This is a genomic window from Streptomyces sp. NPDC031670 (assembly GCF_055580545.1).
The window spans coordinates 255,836-279,971 of sequence record NZ_JBVILC010000005.1 but is presented as its reverse complement, the minus strand read 5'-3'; the positions used below and the strand labels follow the sequence as shown (position 1 = coordinate 279,971).

General features: G+C 71.9%; 20 protein-coding genes. 8 read left to right on the top strand and 12 right to left on the bottom strand.

Going from position 1 to position 24,136, the window contains the following annotated elements:
- Window positions 1–27: 27 nt before the first annotated feature.
- The 3 genes from pyk to pta form a co-directional block, all read right to left on the bottom strand.
- Window positions 28–1,458 (bottom strand): pyruvate kinase, encoded by a 1,431-nt coding sequence (gene pyk / locus ACZ5ID_RS12730; RefSeq protein ID WP_468896715.1) that lies wholly within the window; start codon window positions 1,456–1,458, stop codon window positions 28–30.
- A gap of 100 nt (window positions 1,459–1,558) precedes the next feature.
- Window positions 1,559–2,803, bottom strand: coding sequence for an acetate kinase (locus ACZ5ID_RS12725; RefSeq protein ID WP_468896713.1), 1,245 nt, complete (start codon window positions 2,801–2,803; stop codon window positions 1,559–1,561).
- Complete coding sequence (gene pta / locus ACZ5ID_RS12720) at window positions 2,800–4,893, bottom strand: phosphate acetyltransferase (protein ID WP_468896711.1); 2,094 nt, start codon at window positions 4,891–4,893, stop codon at window positions 2,800–2,802. The genes ACZ5ID_RS12725 and pta overlap by 4 nt, the downstream gene beginning before the upstream one ends.
- A gap of 360 nt (window positions 4,894–5,253) precedes the next feature.
- Here pta and ACZ5ID_RS12715 point away from each other — a divergent pair, with 360 nt between their 5' ends.
- A complete protein-coding gene (locus ACZ5ID_RS12715; protein ID WP_468896709.1) occupies window positions 5,254–6,279 on the top strand; it encodes an ATP-dependent 6-phosphofructokinase in 1,026 nt (341 codons plus the stop codon).
- A gap of 427 nt (window positions 6,280–6,706) precedes the next feature.
- Here the strand turns inward: ACZ5ID_RS12715 and ACZ5ID_RS12710 are convergent, their stop codons facing one another.
- From ACZ5ID_RS12710 to ACZ5ID_RS12685, 6 genes are all read right to left on the bottom strand, one after another.
- Window positions 6,707–7,357: a helix-turn-helix domain-containing protein gene (locus ACZ5ID_RS12710; protein ID WP_468896940.1), complete on the bottom strand. Its 651-nt coding sequence runs from the start codon at window positions 7,355–7,357 to the stop codon at window positions 6,707–6,709.
- Between the two features lie 143 nt (window positions 7,358–7,500).
- Window positions 7,501–8,346: a carbohydrate ABC transporter permease gene (locus tag ACZ5ID_RS12705; RefSeq protein WP_468896707.1), complete on the bottom strand. Its 846-nt coding sequence runs from the start codon at window positions 8,344–8,346 to the stop codon at window positions 7,501–7,503.
- On the bottom strand, window positions 8,343–9,185 hold the full coding sequence (locus ACZ5ID_RS12700; RefSeq protein ID WP_468896938.1) for a carbohydrate ABC transporter permease: 843 nt from the start codon (window positions 9,183–9,185) through the stop codon (window positions 8,343–8,345). The genes ACZ5ID_RS12705 and ACZ5ID_RS12700 overlap by 4 nt, the downstream gene beginning before the upstream one ends.
- A 101-nt stretch (window positions 9,186–9,286) precedes the next feature.
- The gene (locus ACZ5ID_RS12695) at window positions 9,287–10,642 is read right to left on the bottom strand and encodes an extracellular solute-binding protein (RefSeq protein WP_468896705.1); all 1,356 of its coding nucleotides are present in this window, start codon (window positions 10,640–10,642) and stop codon (window positions 9,287–9,289) included.
- A gap of 115 nt (window positions 10,643–10,757) precedes the next feature.
- Window positions 10,758–11,462, bottom strand: coding sequence for a response regulator (locus ACZ5ID_RS12690; protein WP_468896703.1), 705 nt, complete (start codon window positions 11,460–11,462; stop codon window positions 10,758–10,760).
- Window positions 11,459–13,051 (bottom strand): sensor histidine kinase, encoded by a 1,593-nt coding sequence (locus tag ACZ5ID_RS12685; RefSeq protein ID WP_468896701.1) that lies wholly within the window; start codon window positions 13,049–13,051, stop codon window positions 11,459–11,461. The genes ACZ5ID_RS12690 and ACZ5ID_RS12685 overlap by 4 nt, the downstream gene beginning before the upstream one ends.
- 178 nt (window positions 13,052–13,229) lie before the next feature.
- On the opposite strand from ACZ5ID_RS12685, the gene ACZ5ID_RS12680 reads away from it, so the two are divergent.
- From ACZ5ID_RS12680 to ACZ5ID_RS12670, 3 genes are all read left to right on the top strand, one after another.
- Window positions 13,230–14,660, top strand: coding sequence for a cation:dicarboxylate symporter family transporter (locus ACZ5ID_RS12680; RefSeq protein WP_468896699.1), 1,431 nt, complete (start codon window positions 13,230–13,232; stop codon window positions 14,658–14,660).
- Between the two features lie 71 nt (window positions 14,661–14,731).
- Complete coding sequence (locus ACZ5ID_RS12675; RefSeq protein WP_468896697.1) at window positions 14,732–15,505, top strand: DUF2127 domain-containing protein; 774 nt, start codon at window positions 14,732–14,734, stop codon at window positions 15,503–15,505.
- Window positions 15,506–15,516: 11 nt separating this feature from the next.
- On the top strand, window positions 15,517–15,864 hold the full coding sequence (locus ACZ5ID_RS12670) for a hypothetical protein (protein WP_468896694.1): 348 nt from the start codon (window positions 15,517–15,519) through the stop codon (window positions 15,862–15,864).
- A gap of 43 nt (window positions 15,865–15,907) precedes the next feature.
- On the opposite strand, the gene ACZ5ID_RS12665 is transcribed toward ACZ5ID_RS12670, so the two are convergent.
- Both ACZ5ID_RS12665 and ACZ5ID_RS12660 read right to left on the bottom strand, forming a co-directional pair.
- Complete coding sequence (locus ACZ5ID_RS12665) at window positions 15,908–16,783, bottom strand: aldo/keto reductase (protein WP_468896692.1); 876 nt, start codon at window positions 16,781–16,783, stop codon at window positions 15,908–15,910.
- A 1-nt stretch (window position 16,784) separates the two neighbouring features.
- Window positions 16,785–17,705 (bottom strand): NAD-dependent epimerase/dehydratase family protein, encoded by a 921-nt coding sequence (locus ACZ5ID_RS12660; protein WP_468896689.1) that lies wholly within the window; start codon window positions 17,703–17,705, stop codon window positions 16,785–16,787.
- Window positions 17,706–17,758: 53 nt separating this feature from the next.
- On the opposite strand from ACZ5ID_RS12660, the gene ACZ5ID_RS12655 reads away from it, so the two are divergent.
- From ACZ5ID_RS12655 to ACZ5ID_RS12640, 4 genes are all read left to right on the top strand, one after another.
- Window positions 17,759–18,265, top strand: a complete 507-nt coding sequence (locus tag ACZ5ID_RS12655; RefSeq protein WP_468896936.1) for an Lrp/AsnC family transcriptional regulator — start codon at window positions 17,759–17,761, stop codon at window positions 18,263–18,265.
- Between the two features lie 276 nt (window positions 18,266–18,541).
- Window positions 18,542–18,973, top strand: coding sequence for a MerR family transcriptional regulator (locus tag ACZ5ID_RS12650; RefSeq protein ID WP_406555956.1), 432 nt, complete (start codon window positions 18,542–18,544; stop codon window positions 18,971–18,973).
- On the top strand, window positions 18,970–19,305 hold the full coding sequence (trxA, locus tag ACZ5ID_RS12645; RefSeq protein WP_468896685.1) for a thioredoxin: 336 nt from the start codon (window positions 18,970–18,972) through the stop codon (window positions 19,303–19,305). Before ACZ5ID_RS12650 ends, trxA begins: the two co-directional genes overlap by 4 nt.
- Window positions 19,306–19,455: 150 nt before the next feature.
- On the top strand, window positions 19,456–21,720 hold the full coding sequence (locus tag ACZ5ID_RS12640; protein WP_468896683.1) for a HelD family protein: 2,265 nt from the start codon (window positions 19,456–19,458) through the stop codon (window positions 21,718–21,720).
- Here the strand turns inward: ACZ5ID_RS12640 and glgB are convergent.
- Window positions 21,677–24,106: a 1,4-alpha-glucan branching enzyme gene (glgB, locus tag ACZ5ID_RS12635; protein ID WP_468896680.1), complete on the bottom strand. Its 2,430-nt coding sequence runs from the start codon at window positions 24,104–24,106 to the stop codon at window positions 21,677–21,679. The genes ACZ5ID_RS12640 and glgB overlap by 44 nt on opposite strands.
- Window positions 24,107–24,136: the final 30 nt, after the last annotated feature.

Genomic DNA, 24,136 nt, shown 5'->3' with positions numbered 1-24,136 from the left:
CCGGGACCCCGCGGGGCCCCGGACGGATCAGCCCTGTCGGCCGTCGCCCAGGTGGTGGACGCGGACCATGTTGGTGGTGCCGGGGACCCCGGGGGGCGAGCCCGCCGTGATGACCATCGTGTCGCCCTCGTTGTGCCGCTTGAGCTTGAGCAGCTCCGCGTCGACGAGGTCCACCATCGCGTCCGTGTTGTCCACGTGCGGGACGACGAACGACTCGACGCCCCAGCTCAGCGCGAGCTGGTTGCGGGTGCCGGCGTCCGTGGTGAAGGCCAGGATCGGCTGGGCCGCGCGGTAGCGCGAGAGGCGGCGGGCCGTGTCACCCGACTTGGTGAACGCCACCAGCGCCTTGCCGTTGAGGAAGTCCGCGATCTCGCAGGCCGCGCGGGCGACCGAACCGCCCTGGGTACGCGGCTTCTTGCCCGGGACCAGCGGTTGCAGGCCCTTGGAGAGGAGCTCCTCCTCGGCCGCCTCGACGATGCGGGACATCGTCTTGACGGTCTCGATCGGGTACGCGCCGACCGAGGACTCGGCGGAGAGCATGACCGCGTCCGCGCCGTCCAGGATCGCGTTGGCCACGTCGGAGGCCTCGGCGCGGGTCGGACGCGAGTTGGTGATCATGGATTCCATCATCTGGGTCGCCACGATCACCGGCTTGGCGTTGCGGCGGCACAGCTCGATGAGGCGCTTCTGCACCATCGGGACCCGCTCCAGCGGGTACTCGACGGCGAGGTCGCCACGGGCCACCATCACACCGTCGAACGCCATGACGACGCCCTCCATGTGCTCGACGGCCTGCGGCTTCTCCACCTTGGCGATGACCGGCACGCGGCGGCCGACCTCGTCCATGACCTTGTGGACGTCCTTGACGTCGTCGGCGTCGCGGACGAAGGAGAGGGCGACCAGGTCGCAGCCCATCTTCAGGGCGAAGCGCAGGTCCTCGATGTCCTTCTCGGACAGGGCCGGGACGTTCACCGCCGCGCCGGGCAGGTTGATGCCCTTGTGGTCGGAGATGACACCGCCCTCGATGACGATGGTCCTGACCCGGGGGCCCTCGACCTCGGTCACCTTGAGCTCGACGTTGCCGTCGTTGATCAGGATCGGGTCGCCCTTGGAGACATCGCCCGGCAGCCCCTTGTAGGTGGTGCCGCAGATCGACTTGTCGCCGGGGACGTCCTCGGTGGTGATGACGAACTCGTCACCGCGCACCAGCTCGACGGGCCCCTCGGCGAAGGTCTCCAGACGGATCTTCGGTCCCTGGAGGTCGGCGAGCACGCCCACCGCGCGGCCGGTGTCCTCGGCGGCCCTGCGGACACGGTCGTACCGTTCCTGGTGCTCTGCCTGGGACCCGTGGCTGAAGTTGAAGCGGGCCACGTTCATACCGGCCTCGATCAGAGCAGTCAGCTGCTCGTAGGAGTCGACGGCGGGGCCCAGTGTGCAGACGATTTTGGAACGGCGCATGAGGCGATCCTATCGGTTTGTTTCGCTCCGGAATATTCCGTCTGGTGGAATGTACAAATGGGCGGAGGCGCGCTCAGGCGTGGCCCGAAACCGCCCCTGCTCAGGCGCTCGTACCGGTCGCGCCCTCGCCGGACCGGACCAGTGCGTACGTCTGCGTCGCGATCTCCAGCTCCTCATCCGTGGGTACCACTGCCACGGCTACGCGCGCGTATTCCGGTGAGATGAGCCTCGGCGCGTCGGACCGTACGGCGTTGAGCTCGCCGTCGACCGCGAGACCCAGCTCCTCCAGGCCCAGCACGGCGGCCTCGCGCACCGGCGCCGCGTTCTCGCCCACCCCGGCGGTGAAGGCGACCGCGTCCACCTTGCCGAGCACCGCGTAGTAGGCGCCGATGTACTTCTTCAGCCGGTGGATGTAGATGTCGAAGGCGAGCGCGGCGCGCTGGTCGCCCGCCTCCACCCGGCGGCGGATCTCACGCATGTCGTTGTCGCCGCAGAGCCCGACCAGACCGCTCTTCTTGTTGAGCAGTACGTCGATCTCGTCCGTCGACATCCCCGCGACCCGCTCCAGGTGGAAGGTCACCGCCGGGTCGATGTCGCCCGAGCGGGTGCCCATGACCAGGCCCTCCAGCGGGGTGAGCCCCATCGAGGTGTCCACGCACACCCCGCCGCGCACGGCCGAGGCGGAGGCCCCGTTGCCCAGGTGCAGCACGATCACGTTGACCTCGGAGGGGTCCTTGCCGAGGAGCCTGGCGGTCTCGCGCGAGACGTACGCGTGCGAGGTGCCGTGGAAGCCGTAGCGGCGGATGCGGTGCGCGTCGGCGGTCTCCACGTCGATCGCGTACCGGGCCGCGTACTCGGGCATCGTGGTGTGGAAGGCGGTGTCGAAGACGGCCACCTGCGGCAGGTCCGGGCGCAGCGCCTGCGCGGTGCGGATGCCGGTGATGTTGGCCGGGTTGTGCAGCGGCGCGACCGGGACCAGGCGCTCGATCTCCGCCATGACCTCCTCGGTGATCACGGTCGGGGCGGTGAACTTCAGGCCGCCGTGCACCACCCGGTGGCCGATGGCGGCGAGTTCGGGCGAGTCGAGGCCGAGGCCGTCCCTTGCGAGCTCCTCAGAGACCGCCTTCAGGGCGGCCCCGTGGTCGGCGATCGGGCCGTGCGTCTCGCGCTTGTCGCCACCGGTCAGCGGGGCGTGCACCAGACGGGAGGTCTCCTCGCCGATCCGCTCGACCAGGCCCGCCGCGAGTCGCGTGGGGCCCGCCATGTCGAGCAGCTGGTACTTCACCGACGACGAACCGGAGTTGAGTACGAGGACGCGCGACGGGGTCGGGTCGGTGCTGGTCATGCGGAGGTCTCCTGCCCCTTTGCCTGCGCCTGGGCCTGGATGGCCGTGATGGCGACGGTGTTGACGATGTCCTGGACGAGGGCGCCGCGCGAGAGGTCGTTGACCGGCTTGCGCAGACCCTGGAGCACCGGGCCCACGGCCACGGCGCCGGCCGAGCGCTGCACGGCCTTGTAGGTGTTGTTGCCGGTGTTGAGGTCCGGGAAGATCAGGACGGTCGCCTGCCCGGCCACCTCCGAGCCCGGCAGTTTGGTCGCGGCCACCGAGGGCTCCACGGCCGCGTCGTACTGGATCGGCCCCTCGATCCGCAGGTCCGGGCGCGCCTCACGGACGAGCTTGGTGGCCTCGCGGACCTTGTCGACGTCGGCGCCCGAGCCGGAGGTGCCGGTCGAGTACGAGAGCATCGCGATCCGGGGGTCCACGCCGAAGCGGGCCGCGGTGGCCGCCGCCTGGACCGCGATGTCGGCCAGCTGCTCGGCGTCCGGGTCCGGGTTGACCGCGCAGTCGCCGTACACGAGCACCTTGTCGGCCAGGCACATGAAGAAGACGGACGACACGATGGCGGCGTCCGGCTTGGTCTTGATGATCTCGAAGGCGGGGCGGATGGTGGCGGCGGTGGAGTGCACCGCGCCGGAGACCATGCCGTCGGCCAGGCCCTCCTGGACCATCAGGGTGCCGAAGTAGTTGACGTCCGCGACCACGTCGTACGCGAGCTCCACCGTCACGCCCTTGTGCGCGCGCAGCTCGGCGTACCGCTCGGCGAAGCGCTGCCGCAGCTCCGAGGTGTGCGGGTCGATGATCTCGCACCGGGTGACGTCGATGCCGAGGTCGGCCGCCTTCTTGCGGATGGCCTCGGCGTCACCGAGCAGGGTGAGGTCGCACACGTCCCGGCGCAGCAGGACGTCGGCGGCGCGCAGCACCCGCTCCTCGGCGCCCTCGGGGAGCACCACCCGGCGGCGGTCCGCCCGGGCCTGCTCCAGCAGCTCGTGCTCGAACATCATCGGGGTGACCCGGCCGCTGCGGGCCACCGACATCCGGGCCAGCAGGTCGGCGGTGTCGGTGTGCCGCTCGAAGAGACCGAGCGCGGTCTCCGCCTTGCGCGGGGTGGCGGCGTTCAACTTGCCTTCGAGGGCGAAGAGTTCACCGGCCGTCGGGAACGATCCGCCGGTGACGGCGACCACCGGGGTGCCGGGCGCGAGGCGGTCGGCGAGCTTGAGGATGGCCTCGCCGGGCCGCTCGTCCAGGGTCAGCAGGACGCCGGCTATCGGGGGCGTCCCGGCGCTGTGCGCGGCCAGCGAGCCCACCACCAGGTCGGCCCGGTCGCCCGGGGTCACGACCAGGCAGCCCGGGGTCAGGGCGTTGAGGAAGTTCGGCAGCATCGCCCCGCCGAAGACGAAGTCCAGCGCGTCCCGGGCGAGCCCGGCGTCGTCGCCGAGCAGGACCGTGCCGCCGAGCGCGGAGGTGATCTGGGCGACGGTCGGCGCGGCCAGCGCGGGCTCGTCGGGCAGGACGTAGCAGGGCACCGGCAGCTGGGCCCGCAGCCCGTCCGCGATGGCCCCGCGGTCCTGCGGGGTCACCCGGTTGACGACCATCGCCAGGACGTCGCAGCCCAGCGCCTCGTACGCGCGGTGGGCGTTGCGCGCCTCGGCCCGCACCGACTCGGCCGGCTGGCCCTTGCCGCCGACGACCGGGATCACGGACGCGCCGAACTCGTTCGCCAGGCGCGCGTTCAGCGACAGCTCGTCCGGGAGCTGGGTCGCGGCGAAGTCGGTGCCGAGGACCAGGACCACCTCGTAGTCGCGGGCGACCCGGTGGAAGCGCTCGACGAGCTGGGAGACCAGTTCGTCGGTGCCGCGCTCGGCCTGGAGCGCGGAGGCCTCGTGGTAGTCCATCCCGTACACCGTCGCCTCGTCCTGCGACAGGCGGTAACGGGCGCGGAGCAGGTCGAAGAGCCGGTCGGGGCCGTCGTGCACCAGGGGACGGAAGACGCCCACCCGGTCCACTTGGCGGGTCAGGAGCTCCATGACTCCCAGCTCGACGACCTGGCGGCCGTCTCCCCGGTCGATCCCGGTCACGTACACGCTGCGCGTCACGCGTGCTCTCCCGTTCTGTCTGCTCTGGCTGCTCGGTCGGGTCTGTTCTGCGGGGTTGTGCGGATGGGGCGGGTGGGGCGGGTGGGCGCGCGGCGGGCAAAAAAATCGGGGCGGCCCGCCTCGCCCTCTTGACAATACCTCTGCGTGTGGTTACAGCGCCCGCCGGGCGAAGGTGGGGACGAAGGTCCCGGACGCGGGGGGAGGAAGGTCCCCGGCCGGGGGGACGGAAGGCCCGCGGGGGCGGTGGTACGGCCGCGCCGGGCGGGCGGGGCCCGCGGGGTGCGTGTGACAATCGTTTCGTCGGCCACGGTTCCTCGCGGTCGGCGGGCACGGCACCACAGAGCAGGAGACTGAGTCACGATGCGCATCGGAGTCCTCACCGCGGGCGGCGACTGCCCCGGCCTGAACGCAGTGATCCGGTCGGTCGTGCACCGGGCCCTGACCGGCCACGGCGACGAGGTCATCGGCTTCGAGGACGGGTTCAAGGGCCTGCTCGACGGCCACTTCCGCCCCCTCGACCTGGACTCCGTCAGCGGCATCCTGGCGCGCGGCGGCACCATCCTCGGCTCGGCCCGCCTGGAGCGCGCCCGGCTGCGCGAGGCCGCCGAGAACTGCGCGGAGCTGGCCCGCCGTTACGGCCTCGACGCGCTCATCCCGATCGGCGGCGAGGGAACGCTCACGGCGGCCCGGATGCTCTCCGACGCCGGGATGCCGGTCGTCGGCGTCCCGAAGACCATCGACAACGACATCTCCTCGACCGACCGCACCTTCGGCTTCGACACGGCCGTCATGGTCGCGACCGAGGCGATCGACCGGCTGAAGACCACGGCCGAGTCGCACCAGCGCGTGATGGTCGTCGAGGTCATGGGGCGCCACGCGGGGTGGATCGCGCTGGAGTCCGGTATGGCGGGCGGCGCCCACGGCATCTGTCTGCCCGAGCGGCCCTTCGAGGTCGACGACCTGGTCAAGATGGTCGAGGAGCGCTTCGCGCGCGGCAAGAAGTTCGCGGTGATCTGCGTCGCGGAGGGCGCGCATCCCGCGGAGGGGGCGATGCCGTACGAGAAGGGCGCGATCGACCAGTACGGGCATGAGCGGTTCGCCGGGATCGGCAACCGGCTGGCCATCGAGCTGGAGCGGCGCCTGGGCAAGGAGGCGCGGCCGGTGATCCTCGGGCACGTCCAGCGGGGCGGGGTGCCCACCGCGTACGACCGGGTGCTGGCGACGCGGTTCGGGTGGCATGCGGTGGAGGCGGTGCACCGGGGGGACTTCGGGAACATGACGGCGCTGCGGGGGACGGATGTGGTGATGGCTCCGTTGGCGTCGGCGGTGACGGAGCTCAAGACGGTGCCGGTGGATCGGGTGTTCGAGGCGGAGTCGGTGTTCTGAGGGTTCCCCCACCCCGCCCGTTCCCTTGACCCTCCGGGGGTGGATGGGGGTGCAGGTGGTTTCCCGGGGGCTGCGCCCCCGGACCCCGTTGCGGGGCCTGCGGCCCCCGCGCCCCGCTTCGGGGCTGCGCCCCCCTTCTTTTCGGCTGCGGACCGTGCTGGGTTGCTCGCGCAGTTCCCCGCGCCCCTCAAGGGGCGCCCCCGCAGCCGGAGCGCACGCCTCAGCCACACCCCCCCCAGGGGCGCGGGGAACTGCGCGGGCAGCCCCCACTCGCCCGCAGTCGAAGTCCGGGCCCTTGAAGGGGCGCGGGGAACTGCGCGAGCAACCCAAGTCAACCCGCAGACGAACCCCGGGCCAAAAAGGGGCGCGGGGAACTGCGCGGGCAACCCCCGCTCGCCCGCAGACGAACCCCGGGCACCCAGAACCCCTACCCCTGGGCCAGCGCCCAGAAGTGGTCCACGATGCGGTCCAGGAACTCGCGGCCCGCGTCGCCCGCCGTCGACTCCGTCGTGGAGCCGCTCGTTCCCCAGCTCATCGTCGACACCATGCGGCCCTGGTAGTCCGTGTGCAGCTGCTCCAGGACGTCCTGGAGGTGGTGGCGGGGGAGGGGGAGGAGTTTGGCGGCGGGGCGGACGTAGGCCTGCCAGCGGGTGGTCACCGCGCTGCGCAGCAGTTCCGCCAGGTCCTCGTGCTGGCCCGTCGCCGTGACGTACTCGCGCAGCGACAGTCCCAGCGCCTGCGTCAAAGCCTCCGACTGGCGCTCGTTGCCGCGCCAGCGTCCCGACTCCTCCATCCGGAGGTACGCCCCGGCGTCGAGTCCCACCCGCCTCGCCAGCTCCTCGGGGCTGAGGCCACGGGCCATGCGGTGTTCGCGGAGCGTGGCCGCCGCGGCCATCAGATCGCCGGGGGAGCACCACAGCACCCCCGCCAGCGCGGTCAGCTCACGTGAGTCGGGGGTGGCGAAGCCGCGTTCCCAGGAGGAGACGGTCTCGGGGGAGACCCGCAGCCCGTACTGGGCGTACAGACCGTAGGAGACATGGCCGGGCGCCATGCCCAGCGCCTCGCGCAGACGGCGCATGGCGGGGGCGTTGAACGGCGGGGTGGGGTGCACGCGCACACCGTAGGTGCACAGGGTGACGGCTGACCACGGTGTGTTCACCCAAACCTGTCAGTCCGTAGGAAGGTACGGCTCCACTTATCGGGTGGGTCACGACCCGCCCCTCACCCCTTGACCGCCCCGCCCAGCGCGAAACCGCCGCCCAGGCGGTGTGCGATCGCCACGTAGAGGAGGAGCACCGGGGTCGAGTAGAGGATGGAGAAGGCGGCCAGCTCGCCGTAGACCACCGAGCCGTAGTTGCCGAAGAAGGTGAAGAGCGAGACGGACGCGGGGAGGCGGTCCGGGGAGAGCAGGAGCATGAAGGGGACGAAGAAGTTCCCCCACAGCATGATGAAGGTGTAGATCGTCACCACCGTCACGCCCGGCCCCATCAGCGGCAGCACCACCCGCCACAGCGTCTGCGGCATCGACGCCCCGTCCGTCCACGCCGCCTCCTCCAGGACCCGGGGCACCCCGTCCATGAAGTTCTTCATCAGCCAGATGGCGAAGGGCAGTTGCGCGGTGGCCAGGAACAGGGCCGTGCCGTACACCGTGTCGATCAGGTCGACCTGTACGAACAGCCCGTACACCGGGACCATCACCGCCGTGATCGGCAGACACGTGGTGAACAGGACCGTCAGCAGATACGGGCGGGTCAGCCGCGAGCGGTAGCGCGAGAGCGGATAGGCGGCGAGCACCGCGCACACCACCGTCAGGACGGTCGCGCCACCGCACAGCACCAGGCTGTTGAGCATCGGCGTGAAGGTGATCTCGTCCGTCCACACCGCGGAGAAGTTGTCCAGCGTGGGGGAGCCCGGCACCCGGACCCGCAGGTCCGCGTCCGCGTCCAGCGAGGAGAGCAGCAGCCACAGCAGCGGCAGCGCGAACGCCGCCGCGACCGTCAGCAGCGCCGCGTCGGCGGCCAGCCGTTCCCGGGTCCGGCGGCGCGGGACGCGTCGGGGCACCCTCATACCTCCACCTTCATCAGCCGCAGGTACACCACGGAGAACAGGGCTCCCACCAGGAGCAGCAGCAGGGCCACGGCCGTCCCGTATCCGATCAGGCTCTTCACGAACGCCTGGTCGTACATGAACACCGGGAGCGTCTGGCTGCGCCGGCCCGGGCCGCCGCGGGTCATCGCCCAGATCAGCCCGAAGACGGAGAGCGTCTGGAGGGTGTTGAGCATCAGATTCGTGCCGATCGAGCGGCGGATCATCGGCAGGGTGATGTGCCAGAGCCGGCGCAGCCCGCTCGCCCCGTCCACCTCGGCCGCCTCGGTGATCTCCTGCGGGATCTCGGAGAGCGCGGCCGAGTAGATCAGCATGGAGAAGGCGGTGCCGCGCCAGACGTTGGCGAAGGAGACGGCCAGGATGGGCAGGCCGTACAGCCAGTTCTGGGTGGGCAGATGGAGCTGGTCGAGGATGGCGTTGAGGGTGCCCTCGCGGCGGAAGAAGGCGTACAGCAGGAACGCGGCGACGATCTCCGGCAGCACCCAGGCCGCGATCACCAGGGTCCCGGTCAGGGTGCGCACCGGCCGCGAGGCGCGCCGCATCAGGGCGGCGAGCGCGAGGCCCAGCGTGTTCTGCCCGGCGATCGAGGAGACCACGGTGAACACCAGCGTCAGCCATACGGCGTTGCGGAAGCCCGGATCGGCGAACGCCCGCCGGAAGTTGGCGAACCCGACGAAGCCGGTGCCCGAGGCGCCGGTCAACTGCATGTCGGTGAAGGCGATGTAGACGCAGTAGCCGATGGGTCCGGCGAGGAAGAGCAGCAGGAGGAGGGTGGCGGGGGCGAGGGGGAGCCAGCGCAGGGCCGCCGCACGGCCCGCGCCCTGTCGCGGGGCCCCGCCGCCCGCCCCGGCGCCCCGCGCACGTTCCGCCCCGCGCGCCCCGGCCGTACGCGCCGCGCCTCTCACCGCTTGGTCACCGCGTCGCCGGTGATCGTGGCCAGTTGCCGGTCGTACGCCTGGGCCGCCTCCGCCGCCGTCGAGTCGCCGGTCGTCACCGCCTCCATCGCCTCGCCGATGGCCGTCGACACCTGGGGATAGACGGGGAGCGCGGGACGGTAGTGGGTGTACTTGACCAGGCCGGTGAAGAAGGAGATGGCGGGGGCCGAGCGCAGATACGCCGGGTCGGCCGCCACATCGTCGCGCACCGCGATCTGCGCGTCCGCCACGGCCCACTTCACGGCGTTCGCGGGCGTCTGCATCAGCCGCACGAACTCCCAGGCGAGCGAGGGGTTCTTGGCCTTTTTCGGGATCGCCCAGGTCCAGCCGCCGGACAGGGAGACCCGGCCGGGCGCCCGCCCGTCCCTGGTCGGCATCGCGGCCTGCCCCAGCACGCTCGACCACTGCGGCCAGTCGCGGGTGCCCTTGCCGCTCCAGAACTGGCCCAGCCACGAGCCGTCCAGCGCGATGGCGAGCTTGCCCTCGGGCAGCCACTCGGTGGCGACGCGGGTGTTCACATTGGGGTCGAGCGCGTCGGAGACATCGGGGCCGAGCTTCTCCCCGTACACCGTCCGTACGAAGTCGAGCGCGTCCCTGAAGCCCTGTGAGCCGGTGACCCACTTCTTGGCGGCGGGGTCGTAGAGGGGGTTCTCGCCGGTCCCGTACAGCAGCATCTCGAAGCCCTGCATCACCGCCGCCTCGCCGACCGCCTTGCCGGTGAGGACGTTGAGGGGGATGACACCGGGGACCTTCTTCCGGATGGTGCGGGCGGCGTCGAGGATGTCCGCCCAGTTCCTCGGCTGCCAGTCCTCGGGCAGTCCCGCCTTCGCGAACAGCCGCTTGTTGAACCACAGGCCCCGGGTGTCGGTGCCATCCGGGACGCCGTACGTCCTGCCGTCCTCCGCCTTGGCCGCCGTCTTCGCCGTGGGTACGAAACGGCTCCAGGCGTCCCAGGTGGCCAGCCTGTCGTCCAGGGGCCGCAGATAGCCGGCCTTGATGTCGGAGTTGATACGGAAGGTGTCCTCGTACACCAGGTCCGGCGCGGTCCTGCCCGAGCGCATCATCTGCTGGGCCTTGGTGGCGTAGTCGTTGTCCGGGGCCTGGATGGGGACGAGCTTGACCTTCTTGCCGGGGTGGTCCTTCTCGAACTGCCGCTTCACCGACGCCAGGAAGTCGTCCTTGAAGCGGACGGTGTGGTCGGTGGAGCGGTTGTAGGCGACCTTGACGGTGTCCGAACCGCCGCCGGAGCCACCGCAGGCGGTGAGCGAACCGGCGGCGAGCGCGGTGGCGAGGACCAGCGGGGCTACGGCGGTGGGGCGCACGGCACGACCTCCTCGGGCCACGAGTGGCTGCCCGGTGAACCTAAAGCCGCCCCGGTCCATGGTCAATGGGGCCCGTCGGCCGCCGCGTTCTCCTGATGGGCCGTCAAGTGGCTTGTCAGCGGCGGGAGTCGACCCAGCGGTACTGCAGTTCCGGGCGTCCGATCTGCCCGTACTGCGGGGTACGCTCGGCGCGGCCCGTGGTGACCAGATGCTCCAGGTACCGCCGGGCGGTGATGCGCGAGATGCCGACCGTCTCGGCGGCCTCCGACGCGGTGACCCCGCCCGCCGAGGACCGCAGGGTGCGGGTCACCGCCTGGAGCGTGGGCGCGCTCAGCCCCTTCGGCAGGGCCGTGGGCTGCGGTGCGCGCAGGGTGGACAGGGCCCGGTCGACCTCCTCCTGCCCGCTGGCCTCGCCGGCGGTCGCGCGGAACTCGGCGTACCGCACCAGCCGGTCGCGCAGGGTGGCGAAGGTGAAGGGCTTCAGGACGTACTGCACCACCCCCAGCGAGACGCCCTCGCGCACCATCGTCAGATCGCGCGCCGAGGTCACCGCGATGACGTCCGCGCCGTGCCCGGCGGCCCGCAGCGAGCGCACCAGCTGCAGACCGTGCCCGTCCGGCAGATAGAGGTCGAGCAGCAGCAGGTCGACCTCGACGCGGTCGAGCACCCGCAGCGCCTCCGCCCGCGAGTGCGCGGCCCCGGCGACCGTGAAGCCCGGCACCCGGCCGACGTAGAGCCGGTGCGCGTCGGCGGCGACCGGGTCGTCCTCGACGACCAGCACTCTGATGGGCTCGCCGGCGGGCCCCTGGGTGGCGGTCATACCCGTACCGCCTCCCGGCGCAGCGGCAGCCGTACGGTGAACTCCGCGCCCCCGTGAGGACCCTGGGCCAGCGCCACGTCCCCGCCGTGCCGGGCGGCCGTCATCCGCACCAGCGCCAGACCGATGCCGCGCCCGGGGCTCTTGGTGGACCAGCCGCGCTCGAAGACCGCGTCCGCGGCGGCCGGGTCGATGCCGTGCCCGCTGTCCGCGACCCGGACCACCAGCTCCTCGTCCTCGGTGGTGAGGGTGACCGCGACCCGGGCGCCCGCGCTGCCCTGGGCCGCGTCCACCGCGTTGTCCACCAGATTGCCCAGCACGGTGACCAGGTCGCGCGCCGGCAGGGTGGCCGGAAGCAGCCCGTCCTCGATGGCGCTGCCCTCGGTGAGCGTCAGCGCGACACCGTGCTCGTGGGCCTGGGCGGCCTTGCCCAGCAGCAGCGCGGCGAGCACCGGCTCGCCCACGGCGGTGACGACCTGGTCGGTGAGGGCCTGGGCGAGCTCCAGCTCGGCCGTGGCGAACTCCACGGCCTCCTGGACACGACCCAGCTCGATCAGCGAGACCACCGCGTGCAGCCGGTTCGCCGCCTCGTGGGCCTGCGCCCGCAGCGCCTGGGTGAACCCGCGCTCGGAGTCCAGCTCCCCGGAGAGGGCCTGGAGTTCGGTGTGGTCGCGCAGGGTCACCACGGTGCCCCGCCGGCCGCCGCTGGAGACCGGCCGGGTGTTGACCACCACGATCCGGTCGGCCGTCATATGGACCTCGTCCGCCCTCGGCTCGCTCGCCAGCAGCGCCCCGGCGAGCGGCGCGGGCAGCCCGAGCTCGGCCACCGACCGGCCCACCGCGTCCTCGCCGAGCCCGAGCAGCTCCCGCCCGCCGTCGTTGATCAGTGCGATCCTGCGCTGCCCGTCCAGCATCAGCAGCCCCTCGCGCACCGCGTGCAGCGCGGCCTGGTGGTAGTCGTGCATCCGGCTCAGCTCGGCCGCGTTCATGCCGTGGGTGTGCCGCCGCAGCCGCGCGTTGATCACATAGGTGCCGAGCCCGCCGAACGCCAGCACCCCCGAGGCGGCCAGGGCCAGCGCCGCCATCTGCCGGCGCACCTGCTCACTGATGGTGTCGACGGTGATGCCCGCGCTGACCAGGGCGGTGATCCGGCCGTGGTCGCGCACCGGGGCGACGACCCGCACGGACGGGCCGAGCACGCCCATGTGCGTCTCGCTGAACGTCTCGCCGCGCAGCGCGGGCCGGATGTCGCCGAGGTACTTGCGGCCGATCTCGCCGGGCACCGGATGCGTCCAGCGGGTCCCGTCCGGGGCGAGGACCACCACGAAGTCGACGCCGGCGGTGTGCCGCAGGGTCTCCGCGTACGGCTGGAGGAGCGCCGTCGGGTCCTTGGAGCGGACCGCCTCGGCCACCGCGGGCGAGGTCGCGACGGCGGTCGCGATGGCGGTGGTCTGGCGCCGGGCGGTCTCCTCCGCCTGGGCCCGGTCGTGGACGTACGAGTAGAGAGCGCAGCCCGCCACGATCGCCGCGACCAGCACCACCTGCATGGCGAAGAGCTGGCCCGCGAGGCTGCGGGGTCGGGGTATGCGCATGCCGGACAGTGTGCACCCGCGCAGGTCACGGTGAGGACAAGCCGTGTGAACGAAATGCACGCAAGGGTGACCGGCGTCACAGCTTGGGCGATAGTCGCGGGGATCCATCGAGCCATCGAGCCCTCGGGAACAGACGCACGTACGCGGGACGCGTACGGAAGCAGGAGGAGGCACCCCCGTGACCCCAGCAGCCGCCCGCCGGGACCGCCCCCAAGGCCGTAAGGGCCAGGGAGGTACCGCCACGCACTATCTGTATCCGGCGGTGATCGCCGCGGTGCTCATCGGCATCACCGTCGGCTTCGCCGCCCCCGGGGTGGCCGTCGAGCTCAAGCCGATCGGCACCGGCTTCGTGAACCTGATCAAGATGATGATCTCGCCGATCATCTTCTGCTCGATCGTGCTCGGCGTCGGCTCCGTGCGCAGGGCCGCCAAGGTCGGCGTGGTCGGCGGCCTCGCGCTCGGCTACTTCCTGGTGATGTCGACCGTGGCGCTCGCCATCGGCCTGGTCGTCGGCAACGTCCTGGAGCCCGGCTCGGGCCTGCACATCACCGAGGCGACCAAGCACGCGGGCGCCAAGCAGGCGGCCGGGGCCGGCGAGTCGACCGCCGACTTCCTGCTCGGGATCATCCCGAAGACGATGGTCTCCGCCTTCACCGAGGGCCAGGTCCTGCAGACCCTGCTGATCGCCCTGCTCGTGGGCTTCGCGCTGCAGGCCATGGGCTCGGCGGGCGAGCCGGTGCTGCGCGGCATCGGCCACATCCAGAAGCTGGTCTTCCGCGTCCTGTCGATGGTGATGTGGGCGGCGCCGGTCGGCGCGTTCGGCGCCATCGCGGCGGTGGTCGGCGAGACCGGCACGGACGCGCTGAAGTCGCTGGCCGTCATCATGATCGGCTTCTACATCACCTGTGCCCTCTTCGTCTTCGTGGTCCTCGGTACGCTGCTGCGCCTGCTGGCCGGGGTCAACATATTCCGGCTGCTGAAGTACCTGGGCCGGGAGTTCCTGCTGATCCTGTCCACCTCCTCCTCCGAGACGGCGCTGCCCCGGCTGATCGCCAAGATGGAGCACCTGGGCGTGAGCCGGGCGGTGGCGGGCATCACGGTGCCCACCGGCTACTCGTTCAACCTGGACGGCACCGCGATCTACCTCACGATGTCCTCGCTCTTCATCGCCAACGCGATGGGCGACCCGCTGAGCGCCGGACAGCAGATCTCGCTGCTCCTGTTCATGATCGTCGCCTCCAAGGGCGCGGCCGGGGTCACCGGCGCGGGCCTGGCGACCCTGGCCGGCGGCCTCCAGTCGCACCGCCCCGAACTGGTCGACGGGGTCGGCCTGATCGTCGGCATCGACCGCTTCATGAGCGAGGCGCGGGCGCTGACCAACTTCGCGGGCAACGCGGTCGCCACGGTTCTGGTGGGCACCTGGACCAAGGAGATCGACACCGTACGGGTCGAGGAGGTCCTCGCCGGACGCGTCCCGTTCGACGAGACGACCTTCGAGGCGGGCGACGCCCACGGCCCGGCCGGGGCGCCGAGGGAGCGGGAGATCGTCCTCACCGAGGAAGCCGCCGCTCAGGACGGACCCGGCCGCAAGGAACCCGCCACCCCCTGAACGCGTCCGGACAGGTGTCCACTACCGTGCGGGGCGTCCGTCCGGAAGCGGTGACGGGGAAAGCGAGCGGAATGAAGATCGACTGGGACCGGCGCACCTGCGCGCGCAAGGGCCATGTGACGTACGAGCCGAGCGAGGCGGAGCTGCGCGAGCGGCTGCGCGCCGAGACCCGGCTGGGCGAGGCCTGGCGCTGTCTGCGCTGCGGCGACTTCGCCCTCGGCACCCCGCACGGCTCGGGGCCCGCCGACGACGCGCCGCTGGTGCCGCGCGGGAAGGTGCTGCGGGACCTGTTCATCCTGCGGTTCCTGGCCGTGGAGCGGCTGGTGCGCGGCGTGTTCATCGTCCTGGTGGCGGCGGCGGTGTGGAAGTTCAGCAACAGCCAGGACGCGGTGCGCAAGCTCTTCGACGAGAACCTGGACGTCTTCCGCCCGGTGTTCCGGCACTTCCACTACGACCTGGACCACTCGCCCGTCGTCGGCACGATCCAGAAGTCGTTCGGCTACAAGCACTCCACGCTGGTGGCGGTGGCGGCGGCGCTGCTCGTGTACGCGCTGATCGAGATCGTCGAGGCCGTGGGGCTGTGGCGGGCGGACCGCTGGGCGGAGTACCTGACCGTGGTGGCCACGGCGATGTTCCTGCCGCTGGAGATCTACGAGCTGACCGAGAAGATCAGCTACCTCAAGATCACCACTCTGGTGCTCAACATCCTCGCCGTGCTCTACATCCTGCTCTCCAAGCGCCTGTTCGGGCTGCGGGGAGGGCGGGCAGCCTTTGAGGCGGAGAGGCACAGCGCGTCGCTGATGGAAGTCGAGGCGTCGGCCGGCCTCCCGGTGGGGACGACGTGAAGGGAACCGGAATGATCAAGAAGTTCACAGCGGTACTGGCCCTGCTCCTGGGCACCGCCCTGGTGGCCCCGGCGGCGGCCGAGGCCGCGCCGAGCGCGGTGGTGCGGACGGTGTCCGCCCAGCCCGCGTCCGACGCGCTCGCGCCCGCCGCCGCACCGGCGGCGGCCACGGTGCACCAGTCGGCCGGTGACGCCTCCCATGTGACGCTCGCCAAGCCCAAGAAGAAGAAAAAGAAGAAGGGCTTCTTCAAGAAGCTGGGCATCTTCCTCCTGGTGATCTTCCTGCTCTTCGTGGCGCTGATCGTCCTGGTGATCTGGCTGATCGTCCGCAAGATCCGCAACCGGCGCACGCACCACTGACGCGCGGACGGACACAGCGGCGGACGGGGGACGCGGACGCGGCTCAGGGCAGCAGCGCCCGCTCCTCCTCGCCGAGGACCAGATCGGCGGCAGCCGCCGAGTCCCGTACGGACTCGGGCCGGCTGCCGCCCGGTATCGGCAGCACGTGCGGCCCCAGCGAGAGCAGCCAGGCGAGCGCGACCCGCTGCGGGCTGACCCCGCGCTCCCGGGCCACCCGGTGGAAGCCGCCGAACGCGGGGTCCGCGGAGACGGCCGACGCCCCGTCGAGAGAGCTGCGCGAGATCCCGCCGAGCGGACTCCACGGCAGGAACGCGAGCCCGAGCTCCGCGGTGAGCCGCAGCTCGGGCTCGGCGTCGCGGACCGCGGGGGAGTAGCGGTTCTGCACGGACACCAGCCGCTCCCCGAGGATGTCGTGGGCGAGCCGGATCTGTCCGGTGTCGGCGTTGGAGATCCCGGCGAGCCGGACCGTACCGTCGTCGAGCAGTTCGCGCAGCGCGCCCAGCGAGTCCGCGTACGGGACGGCCGGGTCCGGCTTGTGCAGCTGGTAGAGGCCGATCGCCTCGGTGCCGAGCCGCCGCAGCGACTCCTTGGCGGCGCGCTTGAGGTGCTCCGGCCGCCCGTCGACGCTCCAGTCCCCGTCGCTCGTACGCCCCCGGCCGCCCTTGGTCGCCACCAGGACGTCGGAGGTGTCGCCGCCGTACGAGGCGAGGGCGCGGGCGAGGAGCAGCTCGTTGTGCCCGGGCTCGCCGCCGGGGGCGTAGTAGGAGTCGGCGGTGTCGAGCAGGGTGATGCCCGCGTCGAGTGCGGCGTGCACGGTGGCGAGGGCGCGTGCCTCGTCCGGCCGCCCCTCGATGGACAGGGGCATGGCGCCGTACCCGATGGCGCCGGCCCTCAGGGGGCCGAGTGTGCGGTGGCGCATGTCAGTTGTCCCCCTTGGCGCCCGTGAGCGTCTGCGCGATGGCGTCCGTGAGCCATTCCCCGGTGTGCGAGAAGGTGAAGCCGAGCTGTTCGGCGCGGGTGGTGTCCATCCCGTACGAGCGCCGGAAGGCGAAGGGCGAGACCTCTCCGATGTCGACGGTCCGGTAGCGGGCGGGGCCGCCGCCGATCGCGGCCACGATGTCGCCGGTGGTGAGCGGCCCGTGCGAGGCGGCGTTGACGGGTCCGGTGAAGTCCTGCCCGGCGGCCCAGAAGAGGAAGTCGGCGATCTCGTCGACGTTGATGTACGTGGCCGGGTGGTTGGGCGCGGGTACGGCGATGGGCTCGCCGGCGCGGAGCCGGTCGGCGTAGTGGGTGACGCGCCCGGTGAAGTCGTCGGCGCCGCCGAGGACGTGGGCGACGCGGACGCCGACGTACGGGAAGCCCGGCGCGGCGAGGACGGCCTCGGCCTGGCGCTTGCCCTCGCCGTAGTGGGAGCCGGCGAACCCGGGTTCGTGCCAGGGGAGTTCGAGGTCGACGGCGACGGTACGGGGATCGACGGCGTCCTCCGCGACCGGCGCGGCCGAGTCCTCGTACTCGTACACCTCCACGGTCGAGGTCATCACGTACCGGCGGGTGCGGTGGGCGAAGACGCGGCGGGCGATGGCGGCCTGGCGCGGGGTGTAGCAGACCTGGTCGAGGACGACGTCGAACGTCCGGTCCCCGAGGGCGGCTTCGAGGGCTGCCTCGTCGTCACGGTCGGCGACGAGGTGGACGACGCCGGGCGGGGGTGGGGAGGAACCGCGGTTCAGTACGGTGACGTGGTCACCGGCGGTGACGAGGCGGGCGATGAGGCGCTTGCCGAAGTAGCGGTTGCCGCCGATGACGAGCACGTGGCGGGCGGTGTCCGCCGGGTGGGATTCCATGTACTCAGTGTTACGTTGACGGCCGTTGGGCTGAAGGGGGAAACGTGGGAGAACTGTCTGCGGTACCGAAGGAACCACGGAGTTCGAGGGCGTCGGCCAACGATTCCTCACCGGCCTTCGATCAGGTGGACCGGCAGCTCCTCGCACTGGTCCAGGAGGAGGGCCGGATCAAGCTGAGTGAGCTGGGCCGGCGGGTACGGCTGAGCCCCGCGGCGGTCACGGAACGCCTGCGGCGGCTCGAATCGGCGGGGGTGATCACGGGGTACGGGGCGCGGGTCGATCCGGCCCGACTGGGCTACGGCATCCAGGCGTTCATCCGCGTCAACCCGCACGGCGGCTACACCCTGAAGCACCCCAGGACGCTGGAGCTGATGGAGCGCGAGGAGATCCGGGAGGTGCACCACGTGGTGGGCGAGGACTGCTGGATCATCAAGGTCGCGGTGGCGGACACGGGGCATCTGGAGGAGGTGCTGGGCGAGGTGTCGGCGCTGGGCCGGACGACGACGTCGATCGTGCTGTCCTCGCCGGTGGGGGGGAAGGGGTTGTTGCCTCGGGGGTAGGCCCGCGCCCCGGTTGTGCCGGGTGTGTGTCCGCGGGTGGGTGGGGGCTGGTCGCGCAGTTCCCCGCGCCCCTAGGCAGTTGGGGGCGCGGGGAACTGCGCGAGTAACCCACCACGGTCCGCAGGCGAAAGAAGGGGCTCGGGGCGCAGCCCCGGGGCGGGGTGCAGGGGGCTTTGGCCCCGGAGGGAAACCGCCCCCACCCCCGGAGGGTTCAGGGAAGGGGTGGGGTGGGGCTTCCCTTGCCTTGACCCCGGCGTCAAGGATTACCGTCGTCCCATGCGAATCGGCGAGCTGGCCGCACGCGCCGGCACCACCACCCGCGCGCTGCGCTACTACGAGTCGCGCGGACTCCTCACCGCGCGCCGGGCGGAGAACGGGTACCGGTCGTACGACGAGGAGGACCTGCGGCTGCTGCGGCAGATCAGGACCCTTCAGGACTTCGGGTTCGAGCTGGAGGAGACCCGGCCGTTCGTGGAGTGTCTGCGGGCGGGTCACGAGGCCGGCGACACCTGTCCCGCCTCGCTCGCCGTGTACCGGCGCAAGCTGGCCGAGCTCGACGGGCTCATCGGACAGCTCCAGTCCGTACGCGACCAGGTCGGCGCCCAGTTGGCGCGGGCCGAGACGGCCCGCGCCGAGCTGGAGGCCGGTTCGCTGGCGCCCGGGACCCCCGGGTGCGAACTGACGGGGATGACGGAGGGGTTGGTATGACGGTTCAGGCAGCGGGCGTGGAGATGGTGACGGACGCGACCTTCGAGCGGGAGGTGCTGGAGGCGGATCTGCCGGTGCTCGTGGAGTTCACCGCCGACTGGTGCCCCCCGTGCCGCCAGCTCGCGCCGGTGCTGAGCCAGATCGCCTTCGAGGAGGGCGACCGGCTCAAGGTGGTGGCGCTGGACGTGGACAGGGACCCGCGGACGACGCTGAAGTACGGCGTGCTGTCGATGCCGACGCTGATGGTCTTCCGCGGTGGCGAGCCCGTGAAGTCGATGGTGGGCGCGCGCCCCAAGCGCCGGCTGATGCAGGAGCTCGAAGACGTGCTGTAGCCGACGGCCGCAGTTCCGCAGAAACAAAAAGCCCCGGTCCGATATTGCGGCCGGGGTTTTTCTCTGCGTATATTGGGTTCTTCGTGTGTTTCGCGTGAGGAACACACGTAAAGCCCTTACGAAAAGCACTGTATCGCGTCAGGAGCGGAATTGTCAACCGAGGAAATTCGGAAAGAACAGCAATTCATCGACGGCCTCTACAGCCGCCTCGAAGCCCTCCGCGCCCGCGCCGAGGACTCGGTGCGGCACGCCCTTGCGCAGGTCGGGACCGGTCTCCAGGCGCGGCTGGAGCGCGATGTGCTGGTGGCCGAACAGTCCGGGCTGCTCAGCGCGCTCGACGGCGGTGAGAACGGACTCTGTTTCGGCCGCCTCGACTTCTCCGACGGCCGCTCCCACCACATCGGCCGCATCGGAATCCGCCGCGACGACACCGAACGCACGCCCCTGGTGATCGACTGGCGGGCCGATGTGGCGCGCCCGTTCTATCTCGCCACCGGATACACCCCGATGGGACTGCGCCGGCGCCGGCACCTGACCACCCAGGGACGTACGGTCACCGCGCTCCACGACGAGATCCTCGACCTCACCGACGCGGCCCGCACCGGGCACGAGGGCGCGGACGCGGACGCCGTACTGCTCGCGGCGCTGGACGCGGCCCGCACCGGCCGGATGCACGACATCGTGCAGACCATCCAGGCCGAGCAGGACCGCGTCATCCGGGCCCCGCAGCACGGCGTGCTCGTCGTCGAGGGCGGGCCCGGCACCGGCAAGACGGCGGTCGCCCTGCACCGGGCGGCGTATCTGCTCTACGCCTACCGCGAGCAGCTGGCCCGGCGCGCGGTGCTGATCGTCGGCCCCAACCCCGCCTTCCTGGGGTACATCGGCGAGGTGCTGCCCGCGCTCGGCGAGACCGGGGTGCTGCTCTCCACCGTGGGCGAGCTCTTCCCGGGCGTCCGGGCGGAGGGGACCGACACCCCGGCCGCCGCCGAGGTCAAGGGCCGCGCCGGGATGGCGGAGGTCCTCGCCAAGGCCGTACGCGACCGCCAGACCGTGCCGCACACCGCCGCCGAGATCGACCACGAGGGGTACGGGACGCTCAGCCTGGACCGGGCCATGGCCGAGGACGCCCGCTGGAGGGCCCGCGAGTCCGGGCTGCCGCACAACCTGGCCCGCCCCTACTTCGCCTTCCACATCATCGACGCGCTCACCGCGCAGCTCGCCGAGCGGATCGGCGCCGACCCCTTCGGCGGCGAGAACCTCCTCGGCCCCGACGACCTCGCCCAGCTCGGCAAGGAGATCGCCACCAGCCACGAGGTCCACGCCGCCATCGACACCTTCTGGCCCGCGCTGACCCCCGAGCGGTTCGTCGCGGATTTCCTGGCCGACCCCGTCCACCTGGACGAGGGCGACGCCGAGCTGATCCGGCGCGAGGGCGGCGCCTGGACGGTGGCCGACGTGCCGCTGCTCGACGAGGCCGCCGAACTCCTCGGCGAGGACGACTCCGCGGCCCGCGCCGCCGCCGAGGCCGAACGCCAGGACCGGATCGCGTACGCGCAGGGCGTCCTCGACCTCTCCGCGGGTTCGGAGAGCTTCGAGTTCGAGGACGAGGAGTCCGAGGTGCTCGCCGCGCACGACATCATCGACGCCGAGCGGTTCGCCGAGCGCCACGAGGAGGCCGACCACCGCAGCGCCGCCGAACGGGCCGCCGCCGACCGCACCTGGGCCTTCGGCCACATCATCGTGGACGAGGCGCAGGAGCTGTCCGCGATGGCCTGGCGGCTGCTGATGCGCCGCTGCCCGACCCGCTCGCTCACCCTGGTCGGGGACCCGGCCCAGACCGCCGAGGCGGCGGGCGTCGGCTCCTGGCAGCGGATTCTGGAGCCGTACGTGGAGGACCGCTGGGAGCATGTGCGCCTGGGGGTCAACTACCGTACGCCCGCCGAGATCATGGAGGTGGCGGCGCGGGTCTGCCGCGCGGTGGACCCCTCCTTCGAGCCGCCGAGCTCGGTGCGGGCCACCGGGGTGCGGCCCTGGGCGCGCGAGGCCGCGCCGCACGCGCTCGCCGGGGCCGTCGCCGAGGCGGTCGGGCGGGAGACGCCCGAGGCGGGCCGCCTCGCGGTGATCGCGCCGCGCACCCTGCACGCGGCCCTGCACGCCGCGCTCCCGGACGTCCCCCCGGGCGAGCCCGATCTGACCCGGCCGGTGGTCCTGCTCGACCCGCGGCAGGCCAAGGGCCTGGAGTTCGACACGGTCCTGGTGGTGGAGCCCGCGGCGTACGGGGTCAGCGACCTGTACGTGGCGCTGACCCGGGCCACCCAGCGGCTCGGCGTGCTGCACGCCGAGCCGCTGCCCGCGGCGCTGGCGGACGCGCTCAGGCCGGCCGCAGCCACACCGTCGCCAGCGGCGGCAGGGTGAGCTGGATGCTGACCGGCCGGCCGTGGCTGGGCACCGGGTCCGGCTTGAGGGGGTCCTCGTTGCGGATGTCACCGCCGCCGTAGCGCCCGGCGTCGGTGTTGAGGACCTCCGTCCAGGCGGAGACGGTGTCGGGGACGCCCAGGCGGTAGTCGTGGCGGACCACCGGCGAGAAGTGGGAGACGGCCAGCAGCGGGGCGCCGGAGGCGTCGTGGCGCAGGAAGGCGAAGACGTTGTCCTCCGCCGCGTCGCCCGCCACCCACGCGAAGCCGGCCGGGTCGGTGTCGCGCTGCCACAGCGACGGTGTGTCGCGGTAGACGGTGTTGAGGTCGCGGACCAGGTCCCGTACGCCCCGGTGGTCGGGCTCGGCCGAGTACGACGGGTCGAGCAGCCACCAGTCGGGCCCGGTGGTCTCCGACCACTCCGCGCCCTGGGCGAACTCCTGCCCCATGAACAGGAGTTGCTTGCCCGGGTGCGCCCACATGAAGCCCAGATAGGCGCGGTGGGTGGCGCGCCGCTGCCACCAGTCGCCGGGCATCTTGGAGACCAGTGAGCGCTTGCCGTGCACGACCTCGTCGTGGGAGATCGGCAGCACGTAGTTCTCGCTGTACGCGTAGACCATCGAGAAGGTCATCTCGTTGTGGTGGTACTTGCGGTGGACCGGCTCGTGGGCCGCGTAGCCCAGTGAGTCGTGCATCCAGCCCATGTTCCACTTCAGCCCGAAGCCCAGCCCGCCGAAGCCGCCGGGACCCACGTGGTGGGTGGCGCGGGTGACGCCGTCCCACGCCGTGGACTCCTCGGCGATGGTGATCACACCCGGGCAGCGGCGGTAGACGGTGGCGTTCATCTCCTGGAGGAAGGCCACCGCGTCCAGGTTCTCCCGGCCGCCGTGCTCGTTGGGCGACCACTCGCCCGCCTCGCGCGAGTAGTCCAGGTAGAGCATCGAGGCGACCGCGTCCACCCGCAGCCCGTCGACGTGGAACTCCTCGCACCAGTACGTGGCGTTGGCCACCAGGAAGTTGCGGACCTCCTTGCGGCCGTAGTCGAACTCCAGGGTGCCCCAGTCGGGGTGCTCGGAGCGGGAGGGGTCCTCGTGCTCGTAGAGCGTGCGCCCGTCGAAGGAGGCCAGCGCCCAGTCGTCCTTCGGGAAGTGCGCGGGCACCCAGTCGACGATCACCCCGATCCCGGCCCGGTGCAGCGCGTCCACCAGATGGCGGAAGTCGTCCGGGGTGCCCATCCGGGCGGTGGGGGCGTAGAAGCCGGTCACCTGGTAGCCCCAGGAGCCGCCGAAGGGGTGCTCGGCCACGGGGAGGAACTCGACGTGGGTGAAGCCCAGGTCGCGTACGTAGGCGGGGAGCTGTTCGGCGAGCTGGCGGTAGGTCAGCCGGGGTCGCCAGGACGGCAGGTGGACCTCGTAGACGGAGAAGGGCGACTCGTGGACCGGCCGGTCGCCCCGGGCCGCCATCCACAGGTCGTCCTGCCACACGTGGTGCGACTCGGTCACGATGGAGGCGGTCGCGGGCGGCACCTCGGTGCGCCGGGCCATAGGGTCGGCCCGCAGGGTGTGCGAGCCGTCGGGGCGGGTGATGTCGAACTTGTAGAGCGCGCCGTCGCCGACGCCCGGCAGGAACAGCTCCCACACCCCGGTCGAGCCGAGCGAGCGCATCGGGTACGCGGTGCCGTCCCAGTAGCAGAAGTCGCCGGTGACACGGACCCCGAGGGCGTTGGGGGCCCAGACGGTGAACCGGGTGCCCGCCACACCCTGGTGGACCATCGGGCGGGCGCCCAGCGCCGTCCACAGCTCCTCGTGGCGGCCCTCGCCGATCAGATGCAGATCGAGCTCGCCGAGCGCGGGCAGGAAGCGGTACGGGTCCTCGGCCTCCAGCTCGTTGTCGTCGTAGGTGACGAGCAGCGAGTACGCGGGGACCTCGCGCAGCGGCAGCACCCCGCCGAAGAGGCCGTCGCCCTCGTCGCGGAGCTCGGCGCGGACCCCGTCGGCCAGGACGGTCACGGCCTGCGCGTACGGGCGCAGTACCCGGAACGCCACACCGCCGCGCACCCGGTGGGCGCCGAGCAGCGCGTGCGGGTCGTGGTGCGCCCCGGCGAGCAGCCGGGCCCGGTCCTCGGCGGCGAGCGGTCGCGCGGCCCGGACGCCCTGGCTCCCGCCGCGCTTCGGCTTCGGCGGCGCGTCCGGTGCCGAGGCCTCAGGTGTCTCAGGTGCCTCAGGCGCCTTCGTTGCCTTCGGTGCTTTCGAGGCCTTCGCCGGCTGCTGTGTCTTCGGTGGCCTCGGTGGCCTCGGTGTCTTCGTTTCCTTCGTTGCCTTCGGTGGCTTCGACGCGGGCGGGCGGCCGGACCGGGCGGGGTCGGATTTCTTCGGGCGGGCGGTCACGGGTACGGCCTCCTCGGGGATGGTGCGGGG